This is a genomic window from Parendozoicomonas sp. 209JJ7-1, assembly GCF_058147085.1.
In genome coordinates this window covers 45289-70736 of sequence record NZ_JBYVJU010000016.1, presented here as the reverse complement: position 1 = coordinate 70736, position 25448 = coordinate 45289, and the positions used below count along the sequence as shown (strand labels likewise).

The following is a 25448-nucleotide window of genomic DNA, read 5'->3' as shown; positions in this document are numbered from 1 at the left end:
TTGTGAATTTGAAAAACCTTTTTATTGTCATTGGGCTCTCTGCGCTGACAGGTATCAGTGCAGCCCAGGATGACTGGGCCGATGGTTTTGATGAGAACTGGGCAAGTGAAGAATGGCAGGAAGAGAGCTACTCACCCTGGCAAATCAAAGGCTTTATTGAAGGAGCCGCTGGACGTCGACTGCAGAACAATAAAGCCATCAACAGGCAGACAACCCTGAAAGAAGTCCGTGGCCGACTGGAGCTGGAATATACAGCGAATAACTGGTCACTGGATCTGTCCGGTGACGCTGTGTACGACGATGTTCTGAATAAGGGCCAATGGAATACCAGGGAACTGGCTCTCTCTTTCACTCCCACCAGTAGTCTGGATATGAAAGTTGGACGACAGGTTCTGACCTGGGGAACAGGGGATTACCTGTTTGTAAACGACCTGTTTCCCAAAAACTGGCAATCCTTTTTCGCGGGCCGGGATGATGAATACCTGAAAGCCCCTTCTGACAGTATTAAGGCCAGCTGGTTTACCCGACCTTTGGGGCAGGATATCAGTCTTGAACTGGTATGGACGCCGCAATTCACCCCTGATCAGATTATTAATGGCGACAGGTTTTCCTATTTCTTATCGGTCACCGGACAGCCATCATCCGTCCATATTCACCCGGATAAACCCTCTGGCAGCACTTGGGCAGTTCGGCTCTCCACTACCCATAACAGTATTGAGTACGCCCTTTACGGCAACCGTGGTTACTGGCCCACACCAGAAGGTGCGAACAAACAGAGGCAGCCGACATATCACAGGTTGAACACTATGGGAGCCAGCCTGCGGGTTCCTCTGGGAAAAGGCTTGATAAATATGGAAACCGCCTGGTACGACAGCCAGGAAGATCGCTCAGGCGATAACCCAAATATTCCCAACTCCCAGTTCCGCTGGTTGATGGGCTATGAACAGGAGGTGGCCACTAACCTGACCGCCGCCATGCAGTATTACCTTGAATGGACCCAGGATTACGAAAAATTAAAACAGCACTCACCAAAACCCGCATACGAACAGAAAGAACGTAGGCAGGTGCTTACCCTGCGTCTGACCCTGCTGACCATGCGACAGAAACTTAAGTGGACACTGTTCACCTTCTGGTCTCCTACAGATAAAGACGCCTACCTCAAACCATCAGTGACATGGCGAGCCAACGACAACTGGAGTTTATCCACAGGAGCCAATCTGTTCCTGGGGAAAACACGGCACTCATTCTTCGGGCAACATAAAGATAACAGCAATGCCTGGATAAGAGTGCGATATAACTATTAATGGAGAGATAAAAATGACTGTTGAACGCGCTGTCTTTATATTTTCAGGATTTATGGTCATGGCTTCACTGACCCTGACTTACACAGTTCATCCAGGCTTTATTTGGCTGACCTTATTTGTGGGCATAAATTTATTCCAGTTCGGATTTACCGGTTTCTGCCCGGCAGCAATTCTGTTTAAAAAACTGGGATTAAAAACAGAACGACAAAGTGTTTAACACCTTTAGTTCTGACAGATGTTAACTCCAAGGCCAGAAATTGCTCCTGCATTTCTGGCATTTCCACCATCCCTGGTGGTCACGACACAGACCAGGGATGGTCTGACGGAGCGGGAAGAGCAATCCGAATTTCGGTCTGGAGCCGATACAACTATTCAAACTTCAAGTGCACTCCGCCACTCATCCGGAGTATTAGTATTAGAAAAGCTAACTACATGATTTTCCGGAGGAGGAACAGTTTCACCACCCAGCTTTTCAAACAACCGCCAAAGAGCATAACCTCGGCGGTTATCACTGGATAAAGCCTGTTCAACCAAAAACTTAACCAAATTATTTACCGGCAACAAAAGAGGTAATGAATAATCTTCATATCCCAGAGGGTGAACACCGTCATAACGTTCCAACAAGCCAGATAAGGCTTCTGGCTCCAACAGCGGCATATCCACCGGAACCACCAGAACAGCAGAATACCCCTGATCAAGACCATGGCTCACCGCAGCATGAATACCGGATAAAGGGCCACAGTCAGGAATAATATCTTCCAGAAAACCTTCACCAGAACCTGGTTTATTAATCAAAATCTCAGATAAACCGGCACTGCGCAATGTATCGGCCATAAAGCGATACATAGGCCGCCCCTGCCACTCCAGCAAAGCCTTGTTTGTACCCATTCGGGAAGAACGCCCGCTGGCCAGCACCAGCCCCGCAATAGAAGAAACCTGAACCACAGAATTATCCGTCCAATATATTCCAATAAAGGCTACCACACCCGGTCAAAAGTCTGGTTTAAAGAGCAAACTCCCCTACTGGCTGCTCAAGCAATAGACTATTGATGGTTTTCAAAGCCCCTTCCAGCAAATCCCTTGATTCCGGCGCACTGATTGAAATCCGTACCCAGGGAGGAATGGAACACCCCGGAGGCGCAAACAGCTCACCAGATTTTAAACTGATTCCCTGCTCCTCACAGGCTGACAGAAAATCGCTTAATCCCCAGGCATCCGGCAAGGGTAACCAACTATGGAAACAATCCCGGGCAGTGCGAACACCAAATTGCCCCAGATAATGCTGTACCAACTGCTCCCTTGCCCGAATCTCCGTCCTGATTACCGATAACGTCTGATTAGCAGAACCCTGGCTTATCAGTTCACAGGCCAGCCCCGTTAGCAGCGGACTGATCATCCAGCACTGATTCTGGATAGTCATCACCAGCCGCTTATATAAAACGTCCGGAACCTGCATATAACCCACACGTAAACCCGGTGCCAGAAACTTGGATAAAGCGCCAACATGGATGGTGCTCTGGCTATCAAGATTCACCATCGCCGGCTCTTTCTTCTCTGGCAATAATCCGTTCACATGATCTTCAATCAAATAAACTTTGTGTTTGCGACAGACAACCAGAATCTCCTGACGACGCTGTTCCCCCATAATAGCCGTCGTTGGGTTCTGAAAGGTTGGCATGCTGTATAAAAAAGTCGGTTTGTACTGACGACAGGCGTTGTCCAGGGCTTCTGGAAGTATACCCTGCTCATCCATAGCAACGGGCTTGAGAGTTAACTGCTGCTGCCTGGAAAGACTGATAAGCCCAGGATAAGTCAGACTTTCCACCAACAGGGTATCACCAGCCCTGCAGAAGGTCGACAACACCAGCTGTAAGGCATTCTGGGCTCCGGAAGTAAACAATAACCTGTCGGTATTCAGGTTTACCCCATGATCCGATAACCACTCCACCAGACGCTGCCTGTGCTCCACCAGCCCTTCGGCAGACTGGTACAACAACAGCTGATTAATATCCCTGCGGTTCTGGGTCAGGGAAACCACGGCCTGTTGGAACATCTCACTGCGATCAAATGCCGGCGGTACATTGTACCCAAGCTCTCCCATTTGCCGGCCATTAGAATGGGAAAATAACCAGCCCCCTTTGCCACTGTCCCGAATAAATGTCCCTGCTCCAACCCTGGCTTCCACCAGCCCACGTCTTTCTGCGTCACCGTATGCCCGGGTAATTGTACCTACAGTCACCCCCAATTGATCAGCAAAAGAACGGTGAGTAGGCAATTTATCACCCGGCTTCAGATTTCCGGATTCAATCTGCCCGGCTATGGCATCCGCAATCTGTCGATAAATCGGCCCATTTTCTGTATTTAATTCGATTCCATAAATTGTCATGGTGACAATAAAACCTTTGACCTGGCATTTTAAAATTATTAATGTCGATTGTGTCTAATTAAATGACAACAAACAAGACGAAACCTTTAAATTGAACCCCTACAATCTCAAGAGTTATTTGCGGGAGACCATTCTGTGGAACTGCAGTTTTTTATATCCGTAGCCATTTTTGCTGCGGCCATGACCGGTACACCAGGTCCGAACAATATGATGCTGACAGCATCAGGGGCGAACTTTGGTTACTGGAGAACCATTCCCCACCTGCTGGGCATTGGTTTAGGCGTATGCACCATGCTGCTGCTAATGGCTGCAGGGTTAGGGGTTGTCTTTGAGCAGTTCCCGGTGATTCAAACCCTTCTAAAATGGCTGGCCAGTGCCTATTTGCTGTATCTGGCCTGGAGAATCGGTACTGCCCCTGCTCCGGTCAATAATCAGCAAACCAGTACCCGTCCAATGACATGGCTGGAAGCGGCCATGTTCCAGTTTGTCAATCCCAAAGCCTGGGCTATGGCTATTACCGCTGTTGGCACATTTACACTTCATGGTGATAATTATTGGACGTCCTCCTTAATTATTACTCTGATTTTCTTTATCGTAGAATTTCCCTGTACCTCTTTCTGGGCCGGATTTGGTGCCTTGATTGGAAAGACAATGAAGAGCCCACAACAGTGGAGAGTATTTAACGGGGTAATGGGGCTGGCAACTGCATCCTGCCTGTTGTTTATTTGGTAATGACCGTGAGTTATGTTTGTTTATAAGAAAAACTGTATAGCCGTGCCTTAACCCGGATGTTCCATAAATAGGGTTCAACCCCAAAAATCATGTCTCTCATACAGCTCATACAATTGTTATATAAACTGCCTGGGTTGTTAGTGATTCCTGTAGTGTCGAAATTATTCTCCTGTGTTCACAGATAAGCATATCGAATAGGTGAATTTCCTATGTGCAACCCCCTCAGAGAATGTATCAACACTTTGATAGACTGGTTTAATCCGCCTGAGCAGGCACCAGAACCCAGAAAAACTCACTCTACACGCTACATTCAGGATCCTAGCCAACAACAGACTTCATATCAGAATCAAGGTATCAGACGGAGAGCTGTTGGTACCTTGAGTTCACACCAGGGAGTTATTTCTCCAGAGGAGAAGGCACAACTGAAAGATGTGCTGTTGTCCAGAAAGCGGGAGGCAGCACAACAAACGCTTAACGAGAACGAAGACGACATTGTCAGACTCTGTTCAGGCTTAACATCCTCAATTTCTACTCAACTTTTCTCCGAGGGGGTTATCACTGCTCAACTCATGGGCACAATACAAAGTCCATGCCAGTCACGCCAGCACAAAGCTAAACTACTGCTTACCGAAATCATCCAGGAACTTAAAAGCTCGGGGGATGTAAAAGCCTTTTATCTTCTGATAAAAATATTGAGGGAAGAACCCTCCCACAAAAAACTAGGAAACAGACTTATGCGAAATTATTTGGAATCCTTGGGAATCAGGAAGAAAAATTAATTCTTCCGGGATAGTTTCTCAGGATTCAACAACCGTTTTCCCCGGTCCTTCAAAGTATTCAGAAAAGCGCCCTCCGGTAATAAAAAAAGGCTTCCAGATCCCTTTCTCAAGGGTAAACAGCTCGCCTGTTGAACGCCCGTCACCATTCAACTCCATCAGAACAGCCTTGTCATTTGGATCAAACAGACTGATAACTTCATTGGTTTCCTTATCCAGCTGGTCTTCTACATGGACCAGGCTGATGCCTTCCGGCAATGTCACCGCCACAGGGAACACCAACTGTAAACTGGCGGTTTCTTCATGTATGTAATAGCTACAGGGCCAATCCGGACGATGACCGCAAACGGTAATTTCGACCGCTTCCAGCTCTCCAAGAAACGGAGTTTTCCGCACTTCAATACAGCCGCTGCGGGCCAGGCCATAAGGGTCCGCAAGGGGAACAGAATTTCGGGAGAACCCAAGGCTGCTTTCAGCGGTTTGAGGCAGAACTTCTTCCATCAGCTCCGCCCAGGCAGTCTGTAAAGGCTGGGATAACTGCCAGTCAGGCACATAACCAGATACCAGTTTTAATACCGAAGGACCAATAGAAGACTGCTCCACCAGCACAAGGGCCCGGCGATCACCCTGGTGAACAATCAACTGCAGGGAAACGCCGAGATTGGCAAACAGCCGACCTTTCTTTTCGCCATATTCAAAGGTTTCAATCACGCCCCTTTCACGACAGGCCCTCATCCCGGCAAACGACATGGGTTCGCCACAGGCTTCTATTGTTCGTGATGAGCTAAGGCAGACCCGCCGGGTGCGGAATTCGTCTGCAGGCTCCCTGCGCAGACATTTATTTATCATGGCTATCCCTGTTATCTGTTCAGACTCTGATTACAGACCCAGAGCCGTTTTTACCGCATCAATATTCTGCTGCATATGCTTGGGATTTATTGTCCCAAGCACCGCGCTGGTGACACCAGGATGAGAAAAGACAAATTTCATACTTTCCTGCACCGGGTCCGCCCCTTCTGAACACAGATGACCGCTGGCCAGGGCCTTCTTTACCAGAATCGCCTTATTGTGCTCCCGGGCATAATCAAGAACAGCTTTCTCGCCCTGTTCATTCAGATTCCAGGTCACCATGGCGCAGTCCGACTGCTGTAATGCCAGAATACCACCGTCTACGGTTTTTCCGGAGATGCCACTGGCACGTATCAGGCCCTGCTGTTTCAGGTCATTCAGAACTTCCAGACAGCCATAACGTTGAAGGGTTTCCACATCATTACCATCGGAATGGACCAGAATCATATCAATACAGTCTGTATTCAAACGCTTGAGGCTTCGTTCCACACTAAAGCGAATATGCTCCGGGGTAAAGTCAAAGCGGGATTCGCCATTTTCAAACTCCTCGCCCACTTTGCTGCAGATAACCCATTTATCCCTCTGACCTTCAAGCAATGACCCCAGGCGTTTTTCGCTGGTGCCGTAGGCAGGGGCAGTATCCAGTAGATTAATACCCAGATCCTGGGCCTGAGCCAGAAGATTACGGGCCTCACGGTCATCGGGAATGGTAAAGGCCGACGGGTATTTTACCTGTTCATCCCTGCCCAGCTTCACTGTTCCAAAGCCAACGGGTGAGATCATCAGCCCCGTATCTGCGACTGGTCTCAGCCAGTTACTCATATTAACCCCTCTGTATCCTGATGCTCTGACCATAGGGAGAACGGGCGGAATAAGCCCGCCCTGATGAGGCCGGTTTTAATCCTGCAGACGGCCAGCCCAGAAGGGTTGCGTCACTTCTGGTCTTGGCTGGGCCGGGGCTGAGAAACCTTCATTACCGGTCGGAATGACGCCCTGGGCTTCCAGGTTTTTAATCACCTCATCAGCCAGATTGGGAGCCAGGGCCAGTTTAGTGGGCCAAGTGACCATACCATTGTGAACCACTTTACAGTAAGCCGCGTCCGGCCGCAGAAGTTTATTCTGCTTCGGCTCTGCCCGGTTGACACGCAGAGTACCCCAGCGGGCTTTGCCAAGGTCCACCCAGGGCATCAGCCTGGCCAGTTCTTTTTTCCCTCTGGCGATCTGCTCATCGGCATCACGTTTAACGCCGGACTCCGCCAGCTCACCGCCGATATACCACACCATACGTCCGTTTTCGGAAGGATGGCTGGTGATGGTCAGACGGGGAACAATATCCGTACTGACGCAGTGAGCGTAAACGGGATGGGGATAATCATGCTCAACCATCACCATATGCAGGGGACGCAGCTGCATGGCCGGTTTATCCAGATTCCAGCGCTTTAGCAGATCTCCGGTGCCTTCGCCCGCGGTAAATACATAGTTTTTGGCTTGAATAGTATAGTGATGATCGCCACGGACCATTTCAATACCGGAAATGGACTTGCCTTCATTCAGCTTCAAAGTGGTATCTGTTTCCCAATCCACCTTGATCAGGCGATCTTCCAGGCCATCAATCAACGTACGGACAACGGATTCAATATCCAGCACGTTTTCATTTAACTTGTATAAACGGCCTTTAAAAGCCTCGGTTTGAAAGGCTTTAGGCAGTTCATCACGGGAAACAGCATCAACCCGCCCCCGCAGTGTCTTGCTGCCGAAGAACGCGGCCATACGGGAGCCAAAGCCACCCGGCGTCCACATAAACTGGTGATCTGAAAGAACTTTGACAGAGGTAAGGTCAATTTCCCCCTTGCCTTCAATAGACGACAGCCAGCGGGTCGGCATACCGGCAATACATTCCGATGCCTTAGTCAGGTTGCCCGAAAGAGCGTACTTGATTCCACCATGAATAATGCCCTGGGATTTGATAGTCTGCCCGCCTCCGAGGGTCTCATTCTCCAGCAACAGGGCTTTGTAACCCATATTGTTCAAGCGCCGGAACAACCATAGTCCAGCGATACCACCACCGATAATTGTGACATCGGCTTCAATTACGTGGTTCATAGTTACCTGTCAGCTAATAAACAGCTGCCTGTCGGTGAATAGGTTTTCGTCTGTATATATAAGGCCGCAAAAGCCCAGTTACAAGGAAAACCCAAAAGGCCCCCTGAATACCGGGGGCCTTGGTACACGAAAAATACAGACTCCCGGGTTTATTGGGATAACTTCATCTGGTCAACCTGCGTAACCACCTGGCTCCGCAGGTGCCCCAGGTCCTTAACACCCTTATAAATTTCGTAAGGTGCTTTCACCGTTTTCACAACAACCCTTCCCATCAGAGGGTTCAGGTCAGAAATTTTTTCTGTCCTGTATGCCTCCCGGAACGACTTGCCACTGATGATATTCCAGGTAGCTAAACCCAGTCCGCCCACCCCCCCTGCGATTCCTCCGCCAATAACGCCGGGAACAATGCATAAGGAACCATTAATTCCACCAACCACAGTAGAAAACAAACGACCAAAACCAAATAATCTCGCGCCTGCGGAACCTGCGACACCACCAATACAGCCCGCGCTGATACCACCGGCAACCATACCGCTGATACTGACAGCCGTGACATCAGATATGGCTTTAGCGGGAATATAAAGTACCCTGGCCGCAAACCGGAACGGCTTCAGAAGAGCTGTAGACAGAAGTGACCGAACCGTATGTCCTTTCACTGTTACTTTTACCCCAGTGTTCAATTGAGCGTTTTTATCTTCGCCCACGATCGGTAGCGTCGGTGCAATACCAGAAGACTCAATCCGAGGTTCACCCATAACAATGCTCCTTTATTAACTTACCTGTTTGTCCCTAAACACTTACTGCGACCAAACAACGGTGTCTTACCGCTCTGTTTTCATTTTGGAAGGCTTTGCAGAAACCGGAATATCTTCCAGACGTATCTCCTCCTGAAGATTGTCCTGCGTGCATAATTTCGTGAAAACGGCCCGGGCACCTTCAAAACTTCTCATATGCTTCTCGTGAAGCCATGCCAGTGAACTGGACAGGCTGCGAGCCTGGGGAGCGGTAAAGGCATCATAAATGCTCCTGCCGGTCAGAATATGCTTCGCGGCATTGAGCGAGCCCGCTGTCATACCCACAGCCAAACCTGGAATCATCATAAATACCGTTGTCAGATTACCCAGAGCCTTACCGGCTTTGGCCTGATTTTCGGGGGCTGCCCCCAAAAGCCCGGCGATCCCTATACCCAGCTTTCTTCCCAAAACATGGCACTGCGTATGGAAGTACAATGAGGATTTAGCGCACCCCACTTTATAATCACTCATGCACTTACGCAGCGGATAAGTCACTCTGGTCAGGAAATTCTTTAAGGCTGGCATACCTATTGAGGGAATCATGCTGTTATCCGCTGCTCCCCTGACATTCCCCAGCATCCGATGGCTGCCGCTTTCCTGAATCCCAAGATCAACATGCTCAGCCTTTACATGAAAACGAACTCCTGAATCAATTCCCGGAACAGCCATAGCAATCTCCCTGTGCATGTTCTGATGTCTTCCATGACATTAATTCAGGGGAGAAGTTGCCGCTATAAGACCATCGTCAGGCACGACTTTCGTCTTACAAAACGGTAGCGCTGCGCCGCCTGACTCACCGATAATAAGTGGATTATTTACGGAAGCGGTACACAATGGCGCGTTTTGTCTACACACTGATCTTCTATTTATGCCTGCCCCTGGTGGGGCTTCGCCTGCTGTACAGGGCCTGGAAGACCCCGGCCTATGCCAGACGCTGGCAGGAGCGGTTTGGCTTTTTCAAAGCGCCGGCAGACAGCGACACCAAGTGTATCTGGGTACATACGGTATCTGTTGGAGAATCCATCGCCGCCGCTCCCCTGGTAAAACAGCTGATGGTCGCCTGTCCAAACCACAGAATAGTCGTCACCACCATGACACCCACCGGCTCAGAACAGGTGAAAAAGCTCTACGGAGACAGCGTATTCCATGTTTATGCCCCCTACGACCTGCCCGGAGCCGTCAGTCGCTTCCTGAACCGGTTGCAGCCGGAACTGGCGGTTATTATGGAAACCGAACTCTGGCCCAATACCATTGCCGCCTGCCACAGTCGCAATATCCCTACCTTTCTGACCAATGCCCGTCTGTCCGAGCGTTCTGCCAGAGGCTATAGACATATTGGTACCCTCACCCGAAGCATGCTGAGCCAGCTCTCTTTTATTGCGGCGCAATCAGCGGACGATGCCGAACGCTTTGTTCAGCTAGGCTTTCCCAGGGCAAGAGTGCAGGTGACCGGTACACTGAAATACGACCTTGAAATCCCGGATACCCTGCGGAAAGAGGGTGAAAAACTGCGTAGCGAATGGCTGTCCGGCCGCCCTGAACACACCAAAGTATTTATCGCCGCCAGTACCCATAAGGGGGAAGATGAGCAGATTATTGAGGCTTATCGCAACCTCCGCAGAACCCTTCCGGACATTCTTCTTGTTCTGGTCCCCCGCCATCCGGAACGTTTTGACACAGTTTATGAGCTGCTGAAGAACGAACAATGGAATATCGTCAGACGCAGTACCGGCGAAGCCATCACTCCGGAAACCGATGTCCTGCTGGGCGACACCATGGGAGAGCTGATGCTAATGTACAGTGCTTCTGATCTGGCCTTTATTGGTGGCAGTCTGGTGGAACATGGTGGCCATAACCCGCTGGAACCAGCCGCTTTTGGCCTGCCTCTACTCTCCGGCCCCCATGTGTTTAATTTCCAGGAAGTCACCCGCACCCTCGAAGACGCTGGTGCGCTGTTTACCGTCCATTCCAGCACTGGTTTAATCCATCAGGCCGAGTATCTCCTCACAGATAAAGACGCCCACAAAACAGCAGGCCTTGCGGCTAAAGAAGTGATGGATAAAAACCGTGGTGCCCTGGCCAAACAGCTAATGCTGGCTCAGGCTCTGTTTGATTCATAAAATTCGAACAATAAAAAGCCAGTGATGAATATATATTCGTCACTGGCTTTTTATTTACAACTTATGTCCAGATTGAGACTGTCTCCAGATAAGAACTATCAGGCACTTTTGCACACCGGAGTCAGCTCATCATTCTTGCTACCACGAATCCAGACATTCAGATCCTGAAGATCCTTGGGACTCAGGGTTCCTGCAGTCTGCTTCAGTTTCAATGTATTGAGAATAAAGTCATAACGGGCATTCAGGTAGTCACGCTGGGCACTGTACAGGTTCTTTTGGGAATTCAGCACGTCCACGATGTTACGGGTACCCACTTCATAACCGCTCTCTGTCGCCTTTAACGCGCTGCTGGCGGAGATAATACCCTGACAACGGGCATCTACACGCTCAACATCAGCATTTACTGTATTGAACAGGTTACGGGTACCGGCGCTGGTATCCCGCAGAGACTGGTCATACTTCATCCGGGTCTCTTCCAGACGGTAACCGGACTCACGAACCTTTGAAGAAGTCGCACCACCACTGAAGATGGGCACCCTAATCTGCAGGCTGTAAGTCGTGGAGTTAGTCTTGCCAATGGTTTCATAATTACCAAGAGGGCGACTTGTGCTCGGATCGACATTATGGTTATAGCTGGCAACGGCATTAAGAGTCGGCGCATGGCCGGAACGACTGACTTTCAACTGGGCATCCGCAGCGTCAATGCCTTTACGGGAAGCCTGCAGGTTCAGGTTCTGGGCAACAGCGGTGTTCACCCACTCTTCAACAACCAGGGGAGCGGGGGAGGCCACCGGCATGGTTTTATCGAGCTTGACCAGATTGTTAATCACGGCACTGGTCAGAGTCCGCACATTTTCCAGAGAAACGGCAACGTTATTGTTCGCCTGGATACGGGTTACACGGGAAGCATCGTAAACGGCACGGGCTTCGTGAACATCAGTTTCAGCAATCAGGCCAACTTCAAAACGCTGGCGGGTCTGTTCAAGCTGGCGTTTAACGGCTTTTTCTTCCGCAACAGCTGTCGCCAGATTATCTTCGGCCCGCAGCACGTTAAAATAAGCTTCAGACACACGCATAATCAGGTTCTGCTGTGCAATGGCCAGCACCAGGCTTGCCTGTTCTGTCAGCAGCCCCGCACGCTCAAAGGTAAACCAGGATTCCAGGTTGAACAGGGGCTGGGTCAGGGTCGCGCTCCAGCCGTGACTGTTCCAGTTATTGGTGCGGCGCCCGATAGGAAGGGAGTTGGAATCCAGCATTCTACTGCGGTTATCCGCTGTCTGGCCGGTTGCCCCGATATTAGGCAGCAACAGTGCACGACTCTGGGGAACAACCTCTTCTGCAGCTTTGAAAGAAGCCCGCGCTGCAGCCAACTGCGCATCGCTCTTCAGAGCCATATGATAAACCTGTAAAAGGTCAACCGGTTCCTGGGCCTGCACAGTTCCACTGAATGCCACGACTGCCGCACTGATTCCAACCAGTAATCGCTTGGGTGCCATCATTAAAAATCCTGTAAATTTTAAAGTAAAAAAATTATAACTGGAAAACCGGTTGATCTTACAGAATGCTGCAGACGATAGGCAAATGACCTGTTGACTGCAAATTCGCCAAAATAACACCTTACAGAAAAAAAGCTGAAGTAGTTTTTACACATATATCACTTATAGCAGTGCCAATACCACATACTTTTATACAGGGGAGGAATGGCTTCGGGTATAATAAAAACATAATCCTGAATAACATTGACGTTCACAGATGACTCTATCAGGCACCCTGACAACCAGAACGAAAAACGGTTTCCGCTACCATGTGGATCTTGCCGGACTGCAGGCTGTGTGTGATGCCAATTACCTCCGCCTGCAGCGTATCGCGCCCCACGGCAAGCCTGGCTCCCATCGCACACTTATGATTGAAGTTCAGGGCCATTACGCCGAAGCTCACCTGGAAGTACGTGAACAGACACCCTACACCACAGTTCTCTCCCTGACGCTGCCAACGCCACTTCATGCCTGGCTGTCTCTGCCCCGGCTGACTGTCCGCATGTACCATGATGTACGCATGGCTGAGGTGATCGCCGCCAGCCACTACCGCAACCTGGATGCCCGCTACGCCTACCCTAATCCTCACCTGCACCAGCCTGATGAAAAACACCAGCTCAATATTCTGCTGGCGGAATGGCTGGATCATTGCCTGATCAGCGGTTATGTACCGCATCGGGTTTCCCCTGATATTTAATTATTGCCAAGCCTGTAACAATTTTTCTTTCAAAACTGGAGTCAGACTGCGTTGGTCGTTATTATCTTCTGCTCTGTTGTGCAGCGCATTACATGTTGAACCTGGCAGAATAACGGCGAACAAACCGTGCAGCAAAAACCTATTCACTTGATTCAGCTGACAGACCCCCATCTGTTTGCCGATGATTCCCGCGATCTTATGGGCATAAAAACATGCCGCTCTTTTGCCGACGTTGTCTCCATGGCCCGGGAGCAGGAAGAACATATTGACCAGGTACTGGTGACAGGGGACATCTCCCAGGACAACTCCCATGAGTCTTATTTTTACTGCCAGAATGTTGTTGATACCATGGGTGCGCCCTGTGCGTGGGTCAGGGGCAATCATGATGAAATAAATGAACTCAGCAGTGATGCTTTCGCGGATTATTTCCCCAATCACCTTGAACTGGGCAACTGGGTTATCCTGTTCGCCAATACTCAGGAGCCGAATGCCACCTACGGGCACCTGAGCGCGGAAAGCCTTGATCTTCTGGAGAGCCAGCTTGTGGCTTTTCAGGCCCATCCGGTGCTTATCGCGCTACACCACCACCCTCTGCCTGTTGGCAGTGAATGGATGGATAATATCATCCTGAAGAACAGCTGTTCCCTGTTTACCCTGCTCAAAGGTTATCCCCAGGTTCAAGCCATCATCCATGGCCATACTCACCAGGAACGGGATGAGATGTACCAGGGCATTCGCATTCTCGGTACGCCGTCCACATGTGTTCAGTTTGCTCCCGGCTCCAGGGACTTTGCGGTGGATGAGGAGCGCCAGCCCGGTTACCGCCGACTCAAGCTCTACCCAGACGGTATGCTTGATACGAAAGTGTACAGAATGCCCCCGAGAAGCTGGCTGCCAGACACCTCCCAGCCGGGATATTGACACCTCTGTTACCGGCTAAAACCCGGCGGGAACAGCCTTTATCAGCTTATTCTGAATAGGTATTACCAAGCCCTTTTATCTCAACACCCGTTTTCTAAAGTTGAATGTGAGACATGCAGTATAAGGACTCACTATCATGCCCCGCTCGACAATAGACTCCGAGCCCTTTTCTTCGGAGCCTGATGGCCTCGCTCCCGACGATGGACTTCCCGACAGACTGGAATTACGGAAGAAGAAATCCCAGCAGCAACGCTGCAAGCGCAAGAGAGCCCGCAGCATTCGCAAAGGGATAGAAAACTACTTCGACCGTAAGCAGTTAAAAGACCAGCTTGGTGACAACTACGACGAAAACGACTTTGGTAGTCTCGAAGAAGACGACAGTTGGTATCACTGACCCACCGGCTGTCAGCCAAGCGTTTTCAAAAAGCGATCCACAACACCATTAAACGCCACTGGTTTTTCCGCATGCAGCCAATGCCCTGCGCCGGTAATCACCCGCAGGGTGGCTGCCGGAAAATGTTTTCCAATCGCCGGTTTGTGTTCTGGTTGTAAATAATCTGATTCGCTTCCCTTAATAAACAACACTGGGCCAGTATAAACCCGGTTATCCAGTTCCAGGGATTTACGTACCGCATCATAGTTAGCTACCAATGCCTCTGCATTCATTCGCCAGATATACCGCCCATATTCATCACGCATCAGGTTCTTTATCAGCAGTTGGCGAACAGCCTGTTCCTGAATAAACTGAGCGAATAGCTGATCCACTGCCATTCGGGAGGCAGCTGTACAGTCATAGGCCTGTATGGCTTTCAGCACTTCGTCATGCCCGGGGGGATAATCCACCGGCGCTATATCAGCAACGATAAGTCCTTTCACTCTCTCTGGTGATACCAGGGCCATCTGCATAGCCACTTTTCCCCCCATGGAGTGACCCAACACAACAGCTTCGGGCAGTTCCAGCTGCGTTATCAGTGACAGCACATCATCCGCCATTTCGGGATAACTCATGGTATCTGCATGAAAGGACCGTCCATGATTACGGAGATCAACGGACAGCACCTGATAATCGGAAACCAGATGACGAACCACAGGAGCGAGATTATCCATACTGCCAAACAGACCATGGAGTATCACAACCAGCAGCCCCTCGCCCTGGAGGCGATAGTTCAACTCATTTTTACCTGTCATTTTCTGTCCGAACAAATGTCTATATTAACAACCAGGAACAATTCATAGATCTGGCTTGATGCCTGAACATTGCCAACTTTCTCTGACCTGCCCGTAACCTGCCATCGGCCTTAACGTTAAGACAGTCCCGATGATTTCTGTGTGATACAGGATCGTATTCTACCACCACATGGAACGGATTCGTGTGCGCGACCAGATTTCCCAAAGAATGTCGCCGGCATATTCCCCCTCTATCATTACTTAGAAACATTACATTTAAGGAGTGGCTCAATGTCCACAGGCTCAGCCAGAACCCCGTCCTCCAACAAAGAATCATCAGGCGGGTCTCTCTGGAATAAATGGAAGAACCTGCCGCTATGGGGAAAAATTCTGGCAGGTATGTTACTGGGAATTATGGTGGGCATCGGGCTCGGTCCAAAGGCAGTGATGCTAAAGCCCATTGGCACCCTGTTTGTGAATGCCATCAAGATGCTGATTGTTCCCCTGGTATTCTGCTCCCTTGTGGTTGGAGTCAGCTCCATGCAGGACACCAGAAAAATGGGGCGTATCGGGGTAAAAACCCTGTTTATTTACCTACTGACAACCGCTATCGCCATTTCTCTGGGCTTGTTGTTCGGCCATATTCTGGAGCCCGGTGAAGGACTGGGCCTGATAGCCAAAGAGCAGCCTGTTGCCGAAGAAGCCCCTTCCCTGATTAATACTCTTGTTGGGCTGGTTCCCCAGAATCCGGTTCAGGCCATGGCGGCCGGCGATATTCTGCAGATTATTATCTTCGCTCTGGCCCTGGGCATCGCCCTGACCCTGAGTGGAGAGAAAGGCAAACCTGCCATTACCGTTTTTGCCAGCCTGGCTGAAGCCATGTACAAGCTGACCGGCATTGTGATGAGCTTCGCCCCTTACGGTGTCTTCGGCCTGATGGCCTGGGTGGCGGGATCCTATGGTATGGATGTGCTGCTGCCTCTGATAAAAGTGATTGCGGCTGTGTATATCGCCTGTGTGCTGCAGATGTATGGCCTTTACGGGCTGGTGCTCGGAGTTATCGGGCGTATCAACCCTGTGCGTTTCTTCAAAATTATTTTTGATGCCCAGATTATCGCCTTTACCACATCCAGCAGTGCCGGCACCCTGCCGGTCAGCCTGCGCTGTTCCCAGCAACTGGGGGTATCCCGGGGCACATCGAGCTTTGTCCTGCCCCTGGGCTGTACTATCAATATGGATGGTACAGCCCTGTACCAGGGTGTGACCGCTCTGTTTATTGCCCAGGCCTTTGGTGTCGACCTGACTTCCAGTGATTATCTCACTATTATCGCCACATCCACTCTCGCCTCTATCGGCACAGCGGGTATACCCGGTGCAGGGTTAATTATGCTGACCCTGGTGCTGACCACTGCCGGCCTGCCCCTGGAGGGTGTGGCCCTGATTGCCGGTATTGACCGGATTCTGGATATGGCCAGAACCGTGGTAAATATCAGCGGCGATATTATGGTGGCAACCCTGGTCGCCAAGAGCGAAGGAGAGTTGGATATGGAGGTTTATAACGGTGAAAAGCGGCCAACTGTCTCTACCTGATAAACCATAATGTTCCAAAATAAAGAACGATCCGCATCAGCTATTCAGGCGGGTCGCTCTTCCTTCCAAACTACAGACAAACCGTCCCCAGCCGATATTCAGTCGTTGCATAAAAACCCATAATAATTTCTTCGGATATCCCATGTTTCGCAGGATTCTGTTCTTTTCTATTGCTGTACTTCTGGTTCTCAGCTTCTGGTTTCGTCCCGATATTCTTACCATCACTGCCGGAATTGCACTGTTCCTGTTCGGCATGCTCTGCCTTGAGCAGGGCTTTCGCCAGACCAGCGGTGGCCTGCTCGCCCAAACTCTCAGGCGTACTACCCGCACCCGCATAAACAGCTTTATTACTGGAGCACTGGCTACCAGTGTTCTGCAATCCAGCTCCATGGTATCTGTGATTACTGTGTCCTTTGTCAGTACCGGCATGGTAACCCTGGCCGCAGGCATGGCCCTGGTGATTGGCGCAGGGCTTGGAGCCACCTCCGGAACCTGGCTGATGGCTGCTTACGGAATGAAGGTTGCCATCTCCCACTACGCCATGCCAATGCTGGTGATGGGTACACTGCTTCAGCTGCAGACCAGTCAACGAGCCAAGGGCAGTGGTTATATTCTGCTGGGACTGAGCTTTCTGTTTCTTGGTATTCACTACATCCGGGAAGGCATGGCCAGTAGCGGTGACCTGACTCTACTGACAGCGGATTACTCCCTGGCCGGGGGCGTCATGGCCGGCATTCTGTTGACTGTATTGATGCAGTCCAGCCATGCCCTGCTGGTACTGGTAATCGCTGCCATGGCCAATGGCCATATTGACTATTCACAGGCACTGGCCCTGTGTGTTGGCACCAATATAGGTACAACAGCCACTGCAACACTGGCCTCGGTAAGCGCACCGGGAGATGGCCGCAGACTGGCTCTGGCCAATATTATTTATAAAATGGCTGCGGCGCTGGTTATTCTTCCTTCCATCACTTTCTGGGAATCCCTAACCCGGAATCTCGCAGAACAAATGGGCTTCCACGACAACCCCATGCTGGAACTGGCACTGTTCCATACACTGTTTAACTGTGTTGGCGCGATTCTGGTTATGCCCGTGCTGGGTCTATTGGAGAAAGTCCTGCAAAGCTGGCTGCCTGCCAACAGCGATACGGCAACACTTGATTTACCCCTGCCTGATAAAAAACCAGCGCGTACCCGTCTGCTGACCGATGCCTCCCTGGCCCATCCGGACGCAGCAATAATTGCCCTGAGAACAGAAAGCGCCCGGCTGTATCGCCGCACTGTGGCTTTGATAGGTTTCGGGCTCTATATCGGTGATAACAGGATTCTTGAGGATTCCAATATTCATGAACCAGAATCGATTCCTCCCTGGCCCAACTGGCGTGTTGGTAAACTCTACAAACTACAGATCCGCGGAATTTATGAGGACATTACCAGCTTCTGTGATCAGCTCAGCCCCCAGGCTACACCGGAGCAGAAAGCCTCTATCGACGCTATTCGCATGGCCTGTGATAACTTTGTTTCAGCCATTAAACAACTGAGACTTCTGCACAAAAACCTGCGACGCCATATTCGTTCAGAGACAGAAACCCGTAAATATTACTGGCACCTGCGCGCCCGCATCATCAATACCCTGCGACATATACGTCAGTTTTCCCAGGATAAAGACACAAATATCTCCCTGGCCATTAACAATTTGAAAAGCGAAATATTCCAGCAGGATCTGCTGACCGGAGACTCCCTGAATAAGCTACTCGCAGAAGAGCAGTCAAACGCCCTGCACACAACAGCATTAATAAAAGACAACGGAACAGCCCATACAATTTGCAACAATATGATTGATGGTGCCGTTATTCTTCTGCTCCAGGGGCAGGAAGCGATTATTCACCACAACCACCCGGATACCCAGGCCGGGCAGGTGTCCTCACTCTGGACGATGGTCCCCCGCCCCGAAAACTAACCGTGTCTGAGTTATTCACTCATCGGCTTTTTAAACAACAACTGCAATGCTTTTATATCGGGTCGGCCATGATAGTTGACAGCCATAGCGAACTGGGCAAATTTCAGGATTTGGGTCATCAGCTCTTTCTCTTCATATTTATCATACAGCTTACAAAAGAACCGTATACCAACCTCTGGCCTGTGTGCCGGCGGCCTTTTGGTATCTTCTATCAAGTCCCCGATCAGGTATTCTATTGGCTCAATCTTCACACCTATGTCCCTGTTATCTCCCAACAAACCACTTATCGCTCTCGGTGTTTCTGTTTCATGGTCGTCGGGAAAGCGACAGGCCAGCTTCCTGATCATATAACCAAATGACCAGACATCATTTTCGGTCATTTTTTCCTCTAGACTGCGGAAATCCACCATGGCTAAAGCCTGGGTTCTCAACCAGAACTGAGAGACTTCCGGCGCGCAGCTGCTGTTCTCTGGATGTATGGGCTCTCCTACATTACCTGCCCAGCCCCAGTCGGAGAGAGCCAGGTGCAGACTTTCGCCAGTCTTTTTAACAAGAACATTTTCCGGCTTAATATCGGAATGCACGAAGGACATACTATGTATGTAAATAAGAGCGTCGCTGATTTGGTCAATCCAATCTTTTAACTGGAAAACGCCGTAAGAATTCCTTTCGCAATAATCCAATAGATCACTGTCATAGCGGGGCAGCACTGAGACCCGCCCCAACGCTGAATCAAACATCCCCATAAAAGTGATGATGTTACGGTGCTGAAGTGTTTTCAGTAATCTGGCTTCTCTTTCCAGCTCCTTTAAAGCTTTTCCATCCTCTGCCTTTTTAGCAACCTTAAGGGCAACTTCCGGAACACAGTTACGGACACAATAAACGTAAAAAGTTCCCCCTTCCGCAGGAAGTTGCTTTCCAGCCATCTGGCCTCCCAACCACCGCTGGTCTTCCGAAGAAACATTTCCTGCTTCCAGGCTTAGCTGATATTTCTCCCCTCCCGCACCAGAAGTCGCAGATACATTCATAGTTCCCTCTTGATGGCTCTGGAAAACACCTACTGTCCCAAAAAACACGGGAAAATGGCCTGACAAAGGTGTTACCAAACCCGGGACAACGGCATACACTCTTAATAACCGACTTAATAACCGGCTTAATATCCAGCGCTCACCTTCAACTATTGTCCGAAACCATAAAAACTTAAAACCTATGGAGATACCTGTGTCCCAGCTCAGTAATACCCTTCAGGCCATTGATTCCCTCCATGCCCAGGACCCGAAGCAAACCGATGGCAAGGCCGATGAACTGATTTATGCCGGGGATATGACCCGCTGGCTGGAGAAGCTGTATCCGGAAGCTTCTGAAGAACTGCAGATCGCGGTACGCAGCCAGCATTTGTGCCGCTGGAAAATTCCCCGCTCGGATTACCCCATGGATCGCACCGGCTACCTGAAATGGCGGACATCTCTGGGCAAATTCCATGCCCAAAAAGCTGTACAGATTATGAAGGAACAGGGTTACAGCGAAGAAAGCCGTGCCCATACAGAAACAATTATCCGCAAGCAGAGTTTGAAGAAAAATACCGACGCCCAGGCCGTGGAAGACTGTGCCTGTCTGGTATTTATTGAAACCGGCTTCCTGGCCTTTGCCGCCAAACATCCGGAAGATAAAGTGATCAGAATTGTGCAGAAGACCTGGAGGAAAATGTCTGAGAAAGCCCGGCAGGCCGCACTCTCACTTGAGCTTCCTGAGGAAACTCTGGCTTTAGTGCAAAAGGCCCTCAATTAAAGTCCTCAATTAAGGCTTTGAGAGATTTAAACCCCAACGGTTTTAATAAGGCTGGAAACGTTTTCCGGTCATTTCTGCCCGGGCAACGGTATCTCACGCAGCCCTCTGCCCAGTTCTTTAATCTCCAGCCTCTTTGAGAAATCAACCTGAAGCCCCTGCAGAAAAAGCTTCAGCAATACCATCATGCATTGCTGTTCTGTCTTATCTTCGGAAACCCTGCAAAAGAATGCACCTGGCTGCCTGCCGGGACTTTTTCTTGGTGACGTCTGACTGGTTTTGCTGGCCAGTTGTAAGACAAAGTCTTCAATAACCTGATCCTCAACATCAAAAAAACTGGCTTCAAGAAAGCCATTCACTGTCTCGAATATCTTTTCCCTGCCAAAGCCGAACTCCTCCGCCAATCGAAAAAAAGTATAAGACAGCGACCAGACATCATTTGCCAGCATGCAGCGGTTCACAGATAAAACATTGACTCCGCCAAGGGTGACTTTTTTCTGCCAGAAAGAAGATACTTCAGGGGCAACGTTGGCATTCCCCATGAAAACCAATGCCCCGGTTTCGCATGCCCGATCCAGATCCCCCAGTTTTATGTGGTGACCGGAATCAGGGAACGTCAGGATATTTTCAGGCTTGATATCCGTATGAACCACTTTCAATTCATGGAGATAAGTCACCGCATCCACGGACTGCCGTGCCCAGCTGAGCCACTCAGTGACAGCGAAATCATGGGTTTCACAATATTGTCGCAGATTTCCATCTCCCAGCCACAGGACTATGGCAAGAGGGCTGTAAAACATGCCGTGCATGTTTACAAGATTCGGATGCTGAAGTTTCCGAAGGTTCTCTATTTCCCTGATCCCCCTCTCCTGGGCGCTGGGATTATTCTTTATAATTTTCAATGCCACCGCAGGTTCAGTGGAACAAATCGAATACACTCTGGAATTTCCTCCCAGAGAATACGATTCTTTCTCGTCCAGACGTTCCTTTTCTTTCAGCAGCCAGCGTTGAGACTCTGCGCTGGCTATCTTATGCCCATCAAAAGTGAGTCTGTGGGGTTCCACTGAAGCCTTTCCGGCCAATAGACTTTTAATAGCTCCCAATCCAGACTGGAATGCCGCTATCGCCATGATATCTCCCCTGACAACCTGTTCTGTCTCTAGTCATTAGACAGCGGCCAGAGATGGAACTCAGAAGGAACTAACAATCTGGTTAGATAGCCACGCGAATGTCAGTTTTAGGCCGTGAGCAACAGCTCAGCACATATCCCTGCTCAATCTCTTCCGGAGTCAGAGTCATCTGGCTGGTGCTGTCCACTTCACCATCAATAATCTGCACCTTGCAGGCTCCGCACATACCGCTGCGGCATGCGGCAATGATCGGCGCTTTATTGTTCAGCAGGGTATCCACCAGCAGTTCGCTCGGGTCGACCTCAACGGAGACACCGGTTTTTTCCATAGCAACGGCGTAACTCTGCTTTCCCCCCCCTTCTGAAGCTGGAGGCACTATAGCCTGCTCACTCTCCAGCAGGTCAGCGGTGAATTTCTCGTAGTGATAGTTATTCATATCAAAGCCGACATCTGCCACCATGGTTTCTACCGCATTCATATAACCCGGCGCACCGCAGATATAGAGTGTACGACTATTAAGATCCGACACCAGACGCTGAAGCATTTCCTGGTTTAACAGTCCGTCACGGCTATCTACCGTGAAATCCAGTTTGAAGTTGTCGTGTTTTCCGGACAGATAAGTGAGTTCCTGACGATAGACCAGATCCTGCTCGGTCGCTCCGCTATGGATAAAATGAATATCCACATCAGCACCGGTATCCAGCAACCAGCGAGCCATGGACATGACAGGAGTAATACCGCAGCTGGCGCTCATCAGCAGTAATCTGTTGGACGGCAGGTCAATAATATTGAAACCACCATTCGGCCCCATTGCGGAGACCCGGCTACCGCTTTCAATATTATCGAAAATCCAACCGGAAACTTTTCCACCTTCCACACGCTTGATGGTTAACTCCAGAGTGCAGGGGCGGGACGGGCTTGAACCGATGGTGTAGGAGCGGTGAACCTGTTCACCATCAATCTCCAGTTGCAGAGTGATAAACTGTCCGGGCTTGAACCAGAAGCGGTTGACTGGTTCTGCGGTAAAAACAAAGGTTTTGATATCAGGGGTTTCATCAATTACCCGCTGGCAGACCAGCTCTATGGTGCTGCGCTGAAGATTCTGCGCACGGCTGTACTGGTTGAAGTGTTCGACTATCTGCTCAGGCTGCAACATATTACTTTGTACTCCAGAGGGCGGAGCCTGCCTCGCTCATATCAGCTCAACAGGCCCCCGGTCACTATCAGGCGACTTTCAGAATTGCGTTCAGGTCCTGCTCGACGGTTGTCGTCAGTTTCAGATCGAACTTCTCAACCAGAATGTTCATCAGGTTGTCCGTCAGGAAGGCCGGAGCGGAAGGACCGGTATGGATATTCTTCACACCCAGGGACAGGAGGGTCAGCAAAATGACAATAGCCTTCTGCTCAAACCAGGACAAAATGAGCGACAGAGGAAGATCATTCACGCCGCATTCAAATGCTTCCGCCAGAGCCAGGGCCAGCTGAATCGCTGAGTAGGCATCGTTGCACTGACCGACATCCAGCAGACGGGGAATGCCGTTTATATCGCCAAAGGCCAGTTTGTTGAATTTGTATTTGCCGCAACCCAGGGTAAGAATCAGGCTGTCTTCCGGTACGGCCTTGGCAAAATCAGTGAAGTAGGCACGCTCAGACTTATCACCGTCACAACCACCAATCAGGAAGAAGTGTTTAATATCTCCGGCCTTTACGCCCTCAATCACCGCAGGGGCTGCGCCCATCAGTGCTTTATGGGCAAAGCCGGTGGTGATCATCTGGGGGATTTCATCATATTCGAAGCCGGGCAGTTCCAGCGCCTTTTCAATAACAGCGGAAAAGTCATTACCTTCAATATGAGAGACACCCGGCCAGCCTACAATGTTGCGGGTGAATATTCGATCTGCATACTTACCAACATTCGGGTCAATAATGCAGTTGGACGTCATGATGATAGCGCCAGGGAACTCTTCAAATTCCGCCTGCTGGTTCTGCCAGGCACTGCCGAAATTACCCACGAGATGGGGATATTTTTTCAGCTCCGGATAAGCATGGGCTGGCAACATTTCACCGTGGGTGTAAATGTTTATGCCCTTACCTTCGGTCTGCTTAAGCAGCTCTTCAAGGTCGATCAGGTCATGGCCTGAAACAACGATCGCCTTGCCCTTCACCGGCTTGACGTTCAACTGGCTGGGTTCCGGATGACCAAAGGCGTCTGTTTCGCCTTTATCAAGCATTTCCATAACCCGATAGTTCAGCTGGCCGATAGCCATGGCACATTCCAGCAGAGCATTAACATCGGCCGGGTCAGTGGCCAGCCAGGCCATGTGCTTGTGGAATTCTGCACCTACGTCAGCATCTGTCTGATGCAGAACCCGGGCGTGCTCCATGTAAGCCGCCGCCCCTTTCAGGCCGTAAAGGCACAAAAGACGCAGACCAACAATATCTTCGCCCACTTCATCCTTGCCGCGGTTAGGCAGCATGGCAGGAGCCTGCAGCAGCATGCCTGCCATATCTTCTGCCAGCTCAAAGGTGGCCGCAGCAGATGCGTCGGACATGTCGATGCCTTTCTCTGCACAGGCGGCTTTCAGAGCATCACGGGCAGCGTTGGCTTCCCGGATAAAAGCGACGATACGATCATTATCAAAGTTTACGTTAGTGAGGGTTGCAAAGAATGCGCGGGGGACGAAGCCGTCAATCTCTGGGATCACTATGCCCTGTTCACGGGCCTTCAGGGCATACCAGGACACACCCTGCAGCATGTAGATCAGCACATCCTGAAGATCGGACGTGTCAGATGTTTTACCACACATACCCTGAGCGTAAGAACAACCATTGCCCACAGGGGTTCTGATAGTCTGTTCACACTGTACGCAGAACATAGTGAAATCCTCACGACATAAACATTCATATTTTTTGAATCTTTATGCTAACGTAAATTCCATTTTGATACATACGTATAAATGCCTGCTGGCATATATAATCCGGAGCTGGCTAAATATTCATCACATGTGAACCTTTCCGGCAGACCAGAGCAAGATGCAACTGACCCGACACACAGATTACGCTTTACGTACACTGATTCAGGCAGCACTGAAACCGGAAGGGGAGCGACTATCCGTCGCGGAAATCACTGAAACCTATGAGCTCTCCCGCAGCCATGTGATGAAAATTGTACAGAAACTTGGGCAGCACGGTTTTCTCCATAATGTGCGGGGCAAAGGCGGTGGCATAGAGCTGGGCATGGCTCCCGGGGACATTAATATCGGGAAAGTGGTTCGGGCTATGGAGATTAATCTGCAGGCTATCGACTGCAATACTCCTGCCTGCCGGTTGCAGCCTGCCTGTCGTCTGAAAAGTATACTGGCGGATGCCATGAATGCGTTTGTGGGTGTACTGGACAGTTATACCCTGGAAGATTTGCTGGATAATCGCAGTGAGTTGGTCAAACTGTTACTGAATTGACCAATGCCGTCTATCGACTGACCTTCTCCCATGACATAGCCATCATGTACAGTTTCTCCTAACAGGCAACCATAAAGCGAACTTTACACTTTAATATTGCTCATTTATTTCTATACTTCTGTCTCATCATCTGTTGCAGG

The 25448-nt window shown here is 50.1% G+C and carries 25 protein-coding genes; 12 read left to right on the top strand and 13 right to left on the bottom strand.

The annotated features are described in order from the left end of the window. Positions 1 to 2: 2 nt before the first annotated feature. Both ACY2RQ_RS15675 and ACY2RQ_RS15670 read left to right on the top strand, forming a co-directional pair. The gene (locus ACY2RQ_RS15675) at positions 3 to 1304 is read left to right on the top strand and encodes a DUF1302 domain-containing protein (RefSeq protein ID WP_490113930.1); all 1302 of its coding nucleotides are present in this window, start codon (positions 3 to 5) and stop codon (positions 1302 to 1304) included. A 13-nt stretch (positions 1305 to 1317) separates the two neighbouring features. Continuing rightward, positions 1318 to 1521: a YgaP family membrane protein gene (locus ACY2RQ_RS15670; RefSeq protein ID WP_490113929.1), complete on the top strand. Its 204-nt coding sequence runs from the start codon at positions 1318 to 1320 to the stop codon at positions 1519 to 1521. Between the two features lie 155 nt (positions 1522 to 1676). On the opposite strand, the gene ACY2RQ_RS15665 is transcribed toward ACY2RQ_RS15670, so the two are convergent. Both ACY2RQ_RS15665 and ACY2RQ_RS15660 read right to left on the bottom strand, forming a co-directional pair. Further along, complete coding sequence (locus ACY2RQ_RS15665) at positions 1677 to 2249, bottom strand: molybdenum cofactor guanylyltransferase (protein WP_490113928.1); 573 nt, start codon at positions 2247 to 2249, stop codon at positions 1677 to 1679. 58 nt (positions 2250 to 2307) lie between these two features. Then, complete coding sequence (locus tag ACY2RQ_RS15660; RefSeq protein WP_490113927.1) at positions 2308 to 3690, bottom strand: aminotransferase-like domain-containing protein; 1383 nt, start codon at positions 3688 to 3690, stop codon at positions 2308 to 2310. A 135-nt stretch (positions 3691 to 3825) separates the two neighbouring features. Between ACY2RQ_RS15660 and ACY2RQ_RS15655 the strand changes: the two genes are divergently transcribed. Then, on the top strand, positions 3826 to 4422 hold the full coding sequence (locus ACY2RQ_RS15655) for a LysE family translocator (RefSeq protein ID WP_490113926.1): 597 nt from the start codon (positions 3826 to 3828) through the stop codon (positions 4420 to 4422). 377 nt (positions 4423 to 4799) lie between these two features. Then, entirely contained in the window at positions 4800 to 5201 is a 402-nt protein-coding gene (locus ACY2RQ_RS15650) for a hypothetical protein (protein WP_490113925.1), read from the top strand. Positions 5202 to 5219: 18 nt separating this feature from the next. Here ACY2RQ_RS15650 and ACY2RQ_RS15645 read toward each other — a convergent pair whose 3' ends face one another. From ACY2RQ_RS15645 to ACY2RQ_RS15625, 5 genes are all read right to left on the bottom strand, one after another. After that, positions 5220 to 6047 carry a hypothetical protein gene (locus ACY2RQ_RS15645; protein WP_490113924.1) on the bottom strand — a complete coding sequence of 276 codons (828 nt, stop codon included), beginning with the start codon at positions 6045 to 6047 and terminating at the stop codon, positions 5220 to 5222. A gap of 30 nt (positions 6048 to 6077) precedes the next feature. Further along, entirely contained in the window at positions 6078 to 6869 is a 792-nt protein-coding gene (locus tag ACY2RQ_RS15640) for an aldo/keto reductase (RefSeq protein WP_490113923.1), read from the bottom strand. Positions 6870 to 6944: 75 nt separating this feature from the next. Next, the gene (locus ACY2RQ_RS15635) at positions 6945 to 8150 is read right to left on the bottom strand and encodes an FAD-dependent oxidoreductase (RefSeq protein WP_490113922.1); all 1206 of its coding nucleotides are present in this window, start codon (positions 8148 to 8150) and stop codon (positions 6945 to 6947) included. Between the two features lie 149 nt (positions 8151 to 8299). Then, positions 8300 to 8905 (bottom strand): hypothetical protein, encoded by a 606-nt coding sequence (locus ACY2RQ_RS15630; RefSeq protein WP_490113921.1) that lies wholly within the window; start codon positions 8903 to 8905, stop codon positions 8300 to 8302. A gap of 66 nt (positions 8906 to 8971) precedes the next feature. Further along, positions 8972 to 9631 (bottom strand): hypothetical protein, encoded by a 660-nt coding sequence (locus tag ACY2RQ_RS15625; RefSeq protein WP_490113920.1) that lies wholly within the window; start codon positions 9629 to 9631, stop codon positions 8972 to 8974. A gap of 146 nt (positions 9632 to 9777) precedes the next feature. On the opposite strand from ACY2RQ_RS15625, the gene waaA reads away from it, so the two are divergent. Next, a complete protein-coding gene (gene waaA, locus ACY2RQ_RS15620; RefSeq protein WP_490113919.1) occupies positions 9778 to 11064 on the top strand; it encodes a lipid IV(A) 3-deoxy-D-manno-octulosonic acid transferase in 1287 nt (428 codons plus the stop codon). Between the two features lie 98 nt (positions 11065 to 11162). On the opposite strand, the gene ACY2RQ_RS15615 is transcribed toward waaA, so the two are convergent. Next, complete coding sequence (locus tag ACY2RQ_RS15615) at positions 11163 to 12563, bottom strand: TolC family outer membrane protein (protein WP_490113918.1); 1401 nt, start codon at positions 12561 to 12563, stop codon at positions 11163 to 11165. Between the two features lie 253 nt (positions 12564 to 12816). On the opposite strand from ACY2RQ_RS15615, the gene ACY2RQ_RS15610 reads away from it, so the two are divergent. From ACY2RQ_RS15610 to ACY2RQ_RS15600, 3 genes are all read left to right on the top strand, one after another. Continuing rightward, positions 12817 to 13296, top strand: a complete 480-nt coding sequence (locus tag ACY2RQ_RS15610) for a DUF1249 domain-containing protein (RefSeq protein WP_490113917.1) — start codon at positions 12817 to 12819, stop codon at positions 13294 to 13296. A 126-nt stretch (positions 13297 to 13422) separates the two neighbouring features. Then, positions 13423 to 14217: a 3',5'-cyclic-AMP phosphodiesterase gene (cpdA, locus tag ACY2RQ_RS15605; protein ID WP_490113916.1), complete on the top strand. Its 795-nt coding sequence runs from the start codon at positions 13423 to 13425 to the stop codon at positions 14215 to 14217. A 136-nt stretch (positions 14218 to 14353) separates the two neighbouring features. Continuing rightward, entirely contained in the window at positions 14354 to 14611 is a 258-nt protein-coding gene (locus tag ACY2RQ_RS15600) for a PA3496 family putative envelope integrity protein (RefSeq protein ID WP_490113915.1), read from the top strand. 11 nt (positions 14612 to 14622) lie between these two features. Here ACY2RQ_RS15600 and ACY2RQ_RS15595 read toward each other — a convergent pair whose 3' ends face one another. Further along, positions 14623 to 15405 (bottom strand): alpha/beta fold hydrolase, encoded by a 783-nt coding sequence (locus ACY2RQ_RS15595; protein ID WP_490113914.1) that lies wholly within the window; start codon positions 15403 to 15405, stop codon positions 14623 to 14625. Between the two features lie 270 nt (positions 15406 to 15675). Between ACY2RQ_RS15595 and ACY2RQ_RS15590 the strand changes: the two genes are divergently transcribed. After that, positions 15676 to 16974, top strand: coding sequence for a dicarboxylate/amino acid:cation symporter (locus tag ACY2RQ_RS15590; protein WP_490113913.1), 1299 nt, complete (start codon positions 15676 to 15678; stop codon positions 16972 to 16974). A gap of 142 nt (positions 16975 to 17116) precedes the next feature. Next, a complete protein-coding gene (locus ACY2RQ_RS15585) occupies positions 17117 to 18934 on the top strand; it encodes a Na/Pi cotransporter family protein (protein WP_490113912.1) in 1818 nt (605 codons plus the stop codon). An 11-nt stretch (positions 18935 to 18945) separates the two neighbouring features. Here ACY2RQ_RS15585 and ACY2RQ_RS15580 read toward each other — a convergent pair whose 3' ends face one another. Further along, complete coding sequence (locus tag ACY2RQ_RS15580; RefSeq protein ID WP_490113911.1) at positions 18946 to 19962, bottom strand: protein kinase family protein; 1017 nt, start codon at positions 19960 to 19962, stop codon at positions 18946 to 18948. Between the two features lie 193 nt (positions 19963 to 20155). Between ACY2RQ_RS15580 and ACY2RQ_RS15575 the strand changes: the two genes are divergently transcribed. Beyond that, the gene (locus ACY2RQ_RS15575; protein ID WP_490113910.1) at positions 20156 to 20722 is read left to right on the top strand and encodes a DUF4202 domain-containing protein; all 567 of its coding nucleotides are present in this window, start codon (positions 20156 to 20158) and stop codon (positions 20720 to 20722) included. A gap of 68 nt (positions 20723 to 20790) precedes the next feature. Here ACY2RQ_RS15575 and ACY2RQ_RS15570 read toward each other — a convergent pair whose 3' ends face one another. The 3 genes from ACY2RQ_RS15570 to hcp all read right to left on the bottom strand — a co-directional run bounded on the left by ACY2RQ_RS15570 (position 20791) and on the right by hcp (position 24725). Continuing rightward, a complete protein-coding gene (locus ACY2RQ_RS15570; RefSeq protein WP_490113909.1) occupies positions 20791 to 21849 on the bottom strand; it encodes a protein kinase family protein in 1059 nt (352 codons plus the stop codon). An 82-nt stretch (positions 21850 to 21931) separates the two neighbouring features. Next, positions 21932 to 23005: an FAD-binding oxidoreductase gene (locus ACY2RQ_RS15565; protein WP_490113908.1), complete on the bottom strand. Its 1074-nt coding sequence runs from the start codon at positions 23003 to 23005 to the stop codon at positions 21932 to 21934. A 67-nt stretch (positions 23006 to 23072) separates the two neighbouring features. Continuing rightward, on the bottom strand, positions 23073 to 24725 hold the full coding sequence (gene hcp / locus ACY2RQ_RS15560) for a hydroxylamine reductase (RefSeq protein WP_490113907.1): 1653 nt from the start codon (positions 24723 to 24725) through the stop codon (positions 23073 to 23075). A gap of 157 nt (positions 24726 to 24882) precedes the next feature. Between hcp and ACY2RQ_RS15555 the strand changes: the two genes are divergently transcribed. After that, complete coding sequence (locus ACY2RQ_RS15555; RefSeq protein ID WP_490113906.1) at positions 24883 to 25308, top strand: Rrf2 family transcriptional regulator; 426 nt, start codon at positions 24883 to 24885, stop codon at positions 25306 to 25308. The last annotated feature ends 140 nt before the right edge of the window (positions 25309 to 25448 follow it).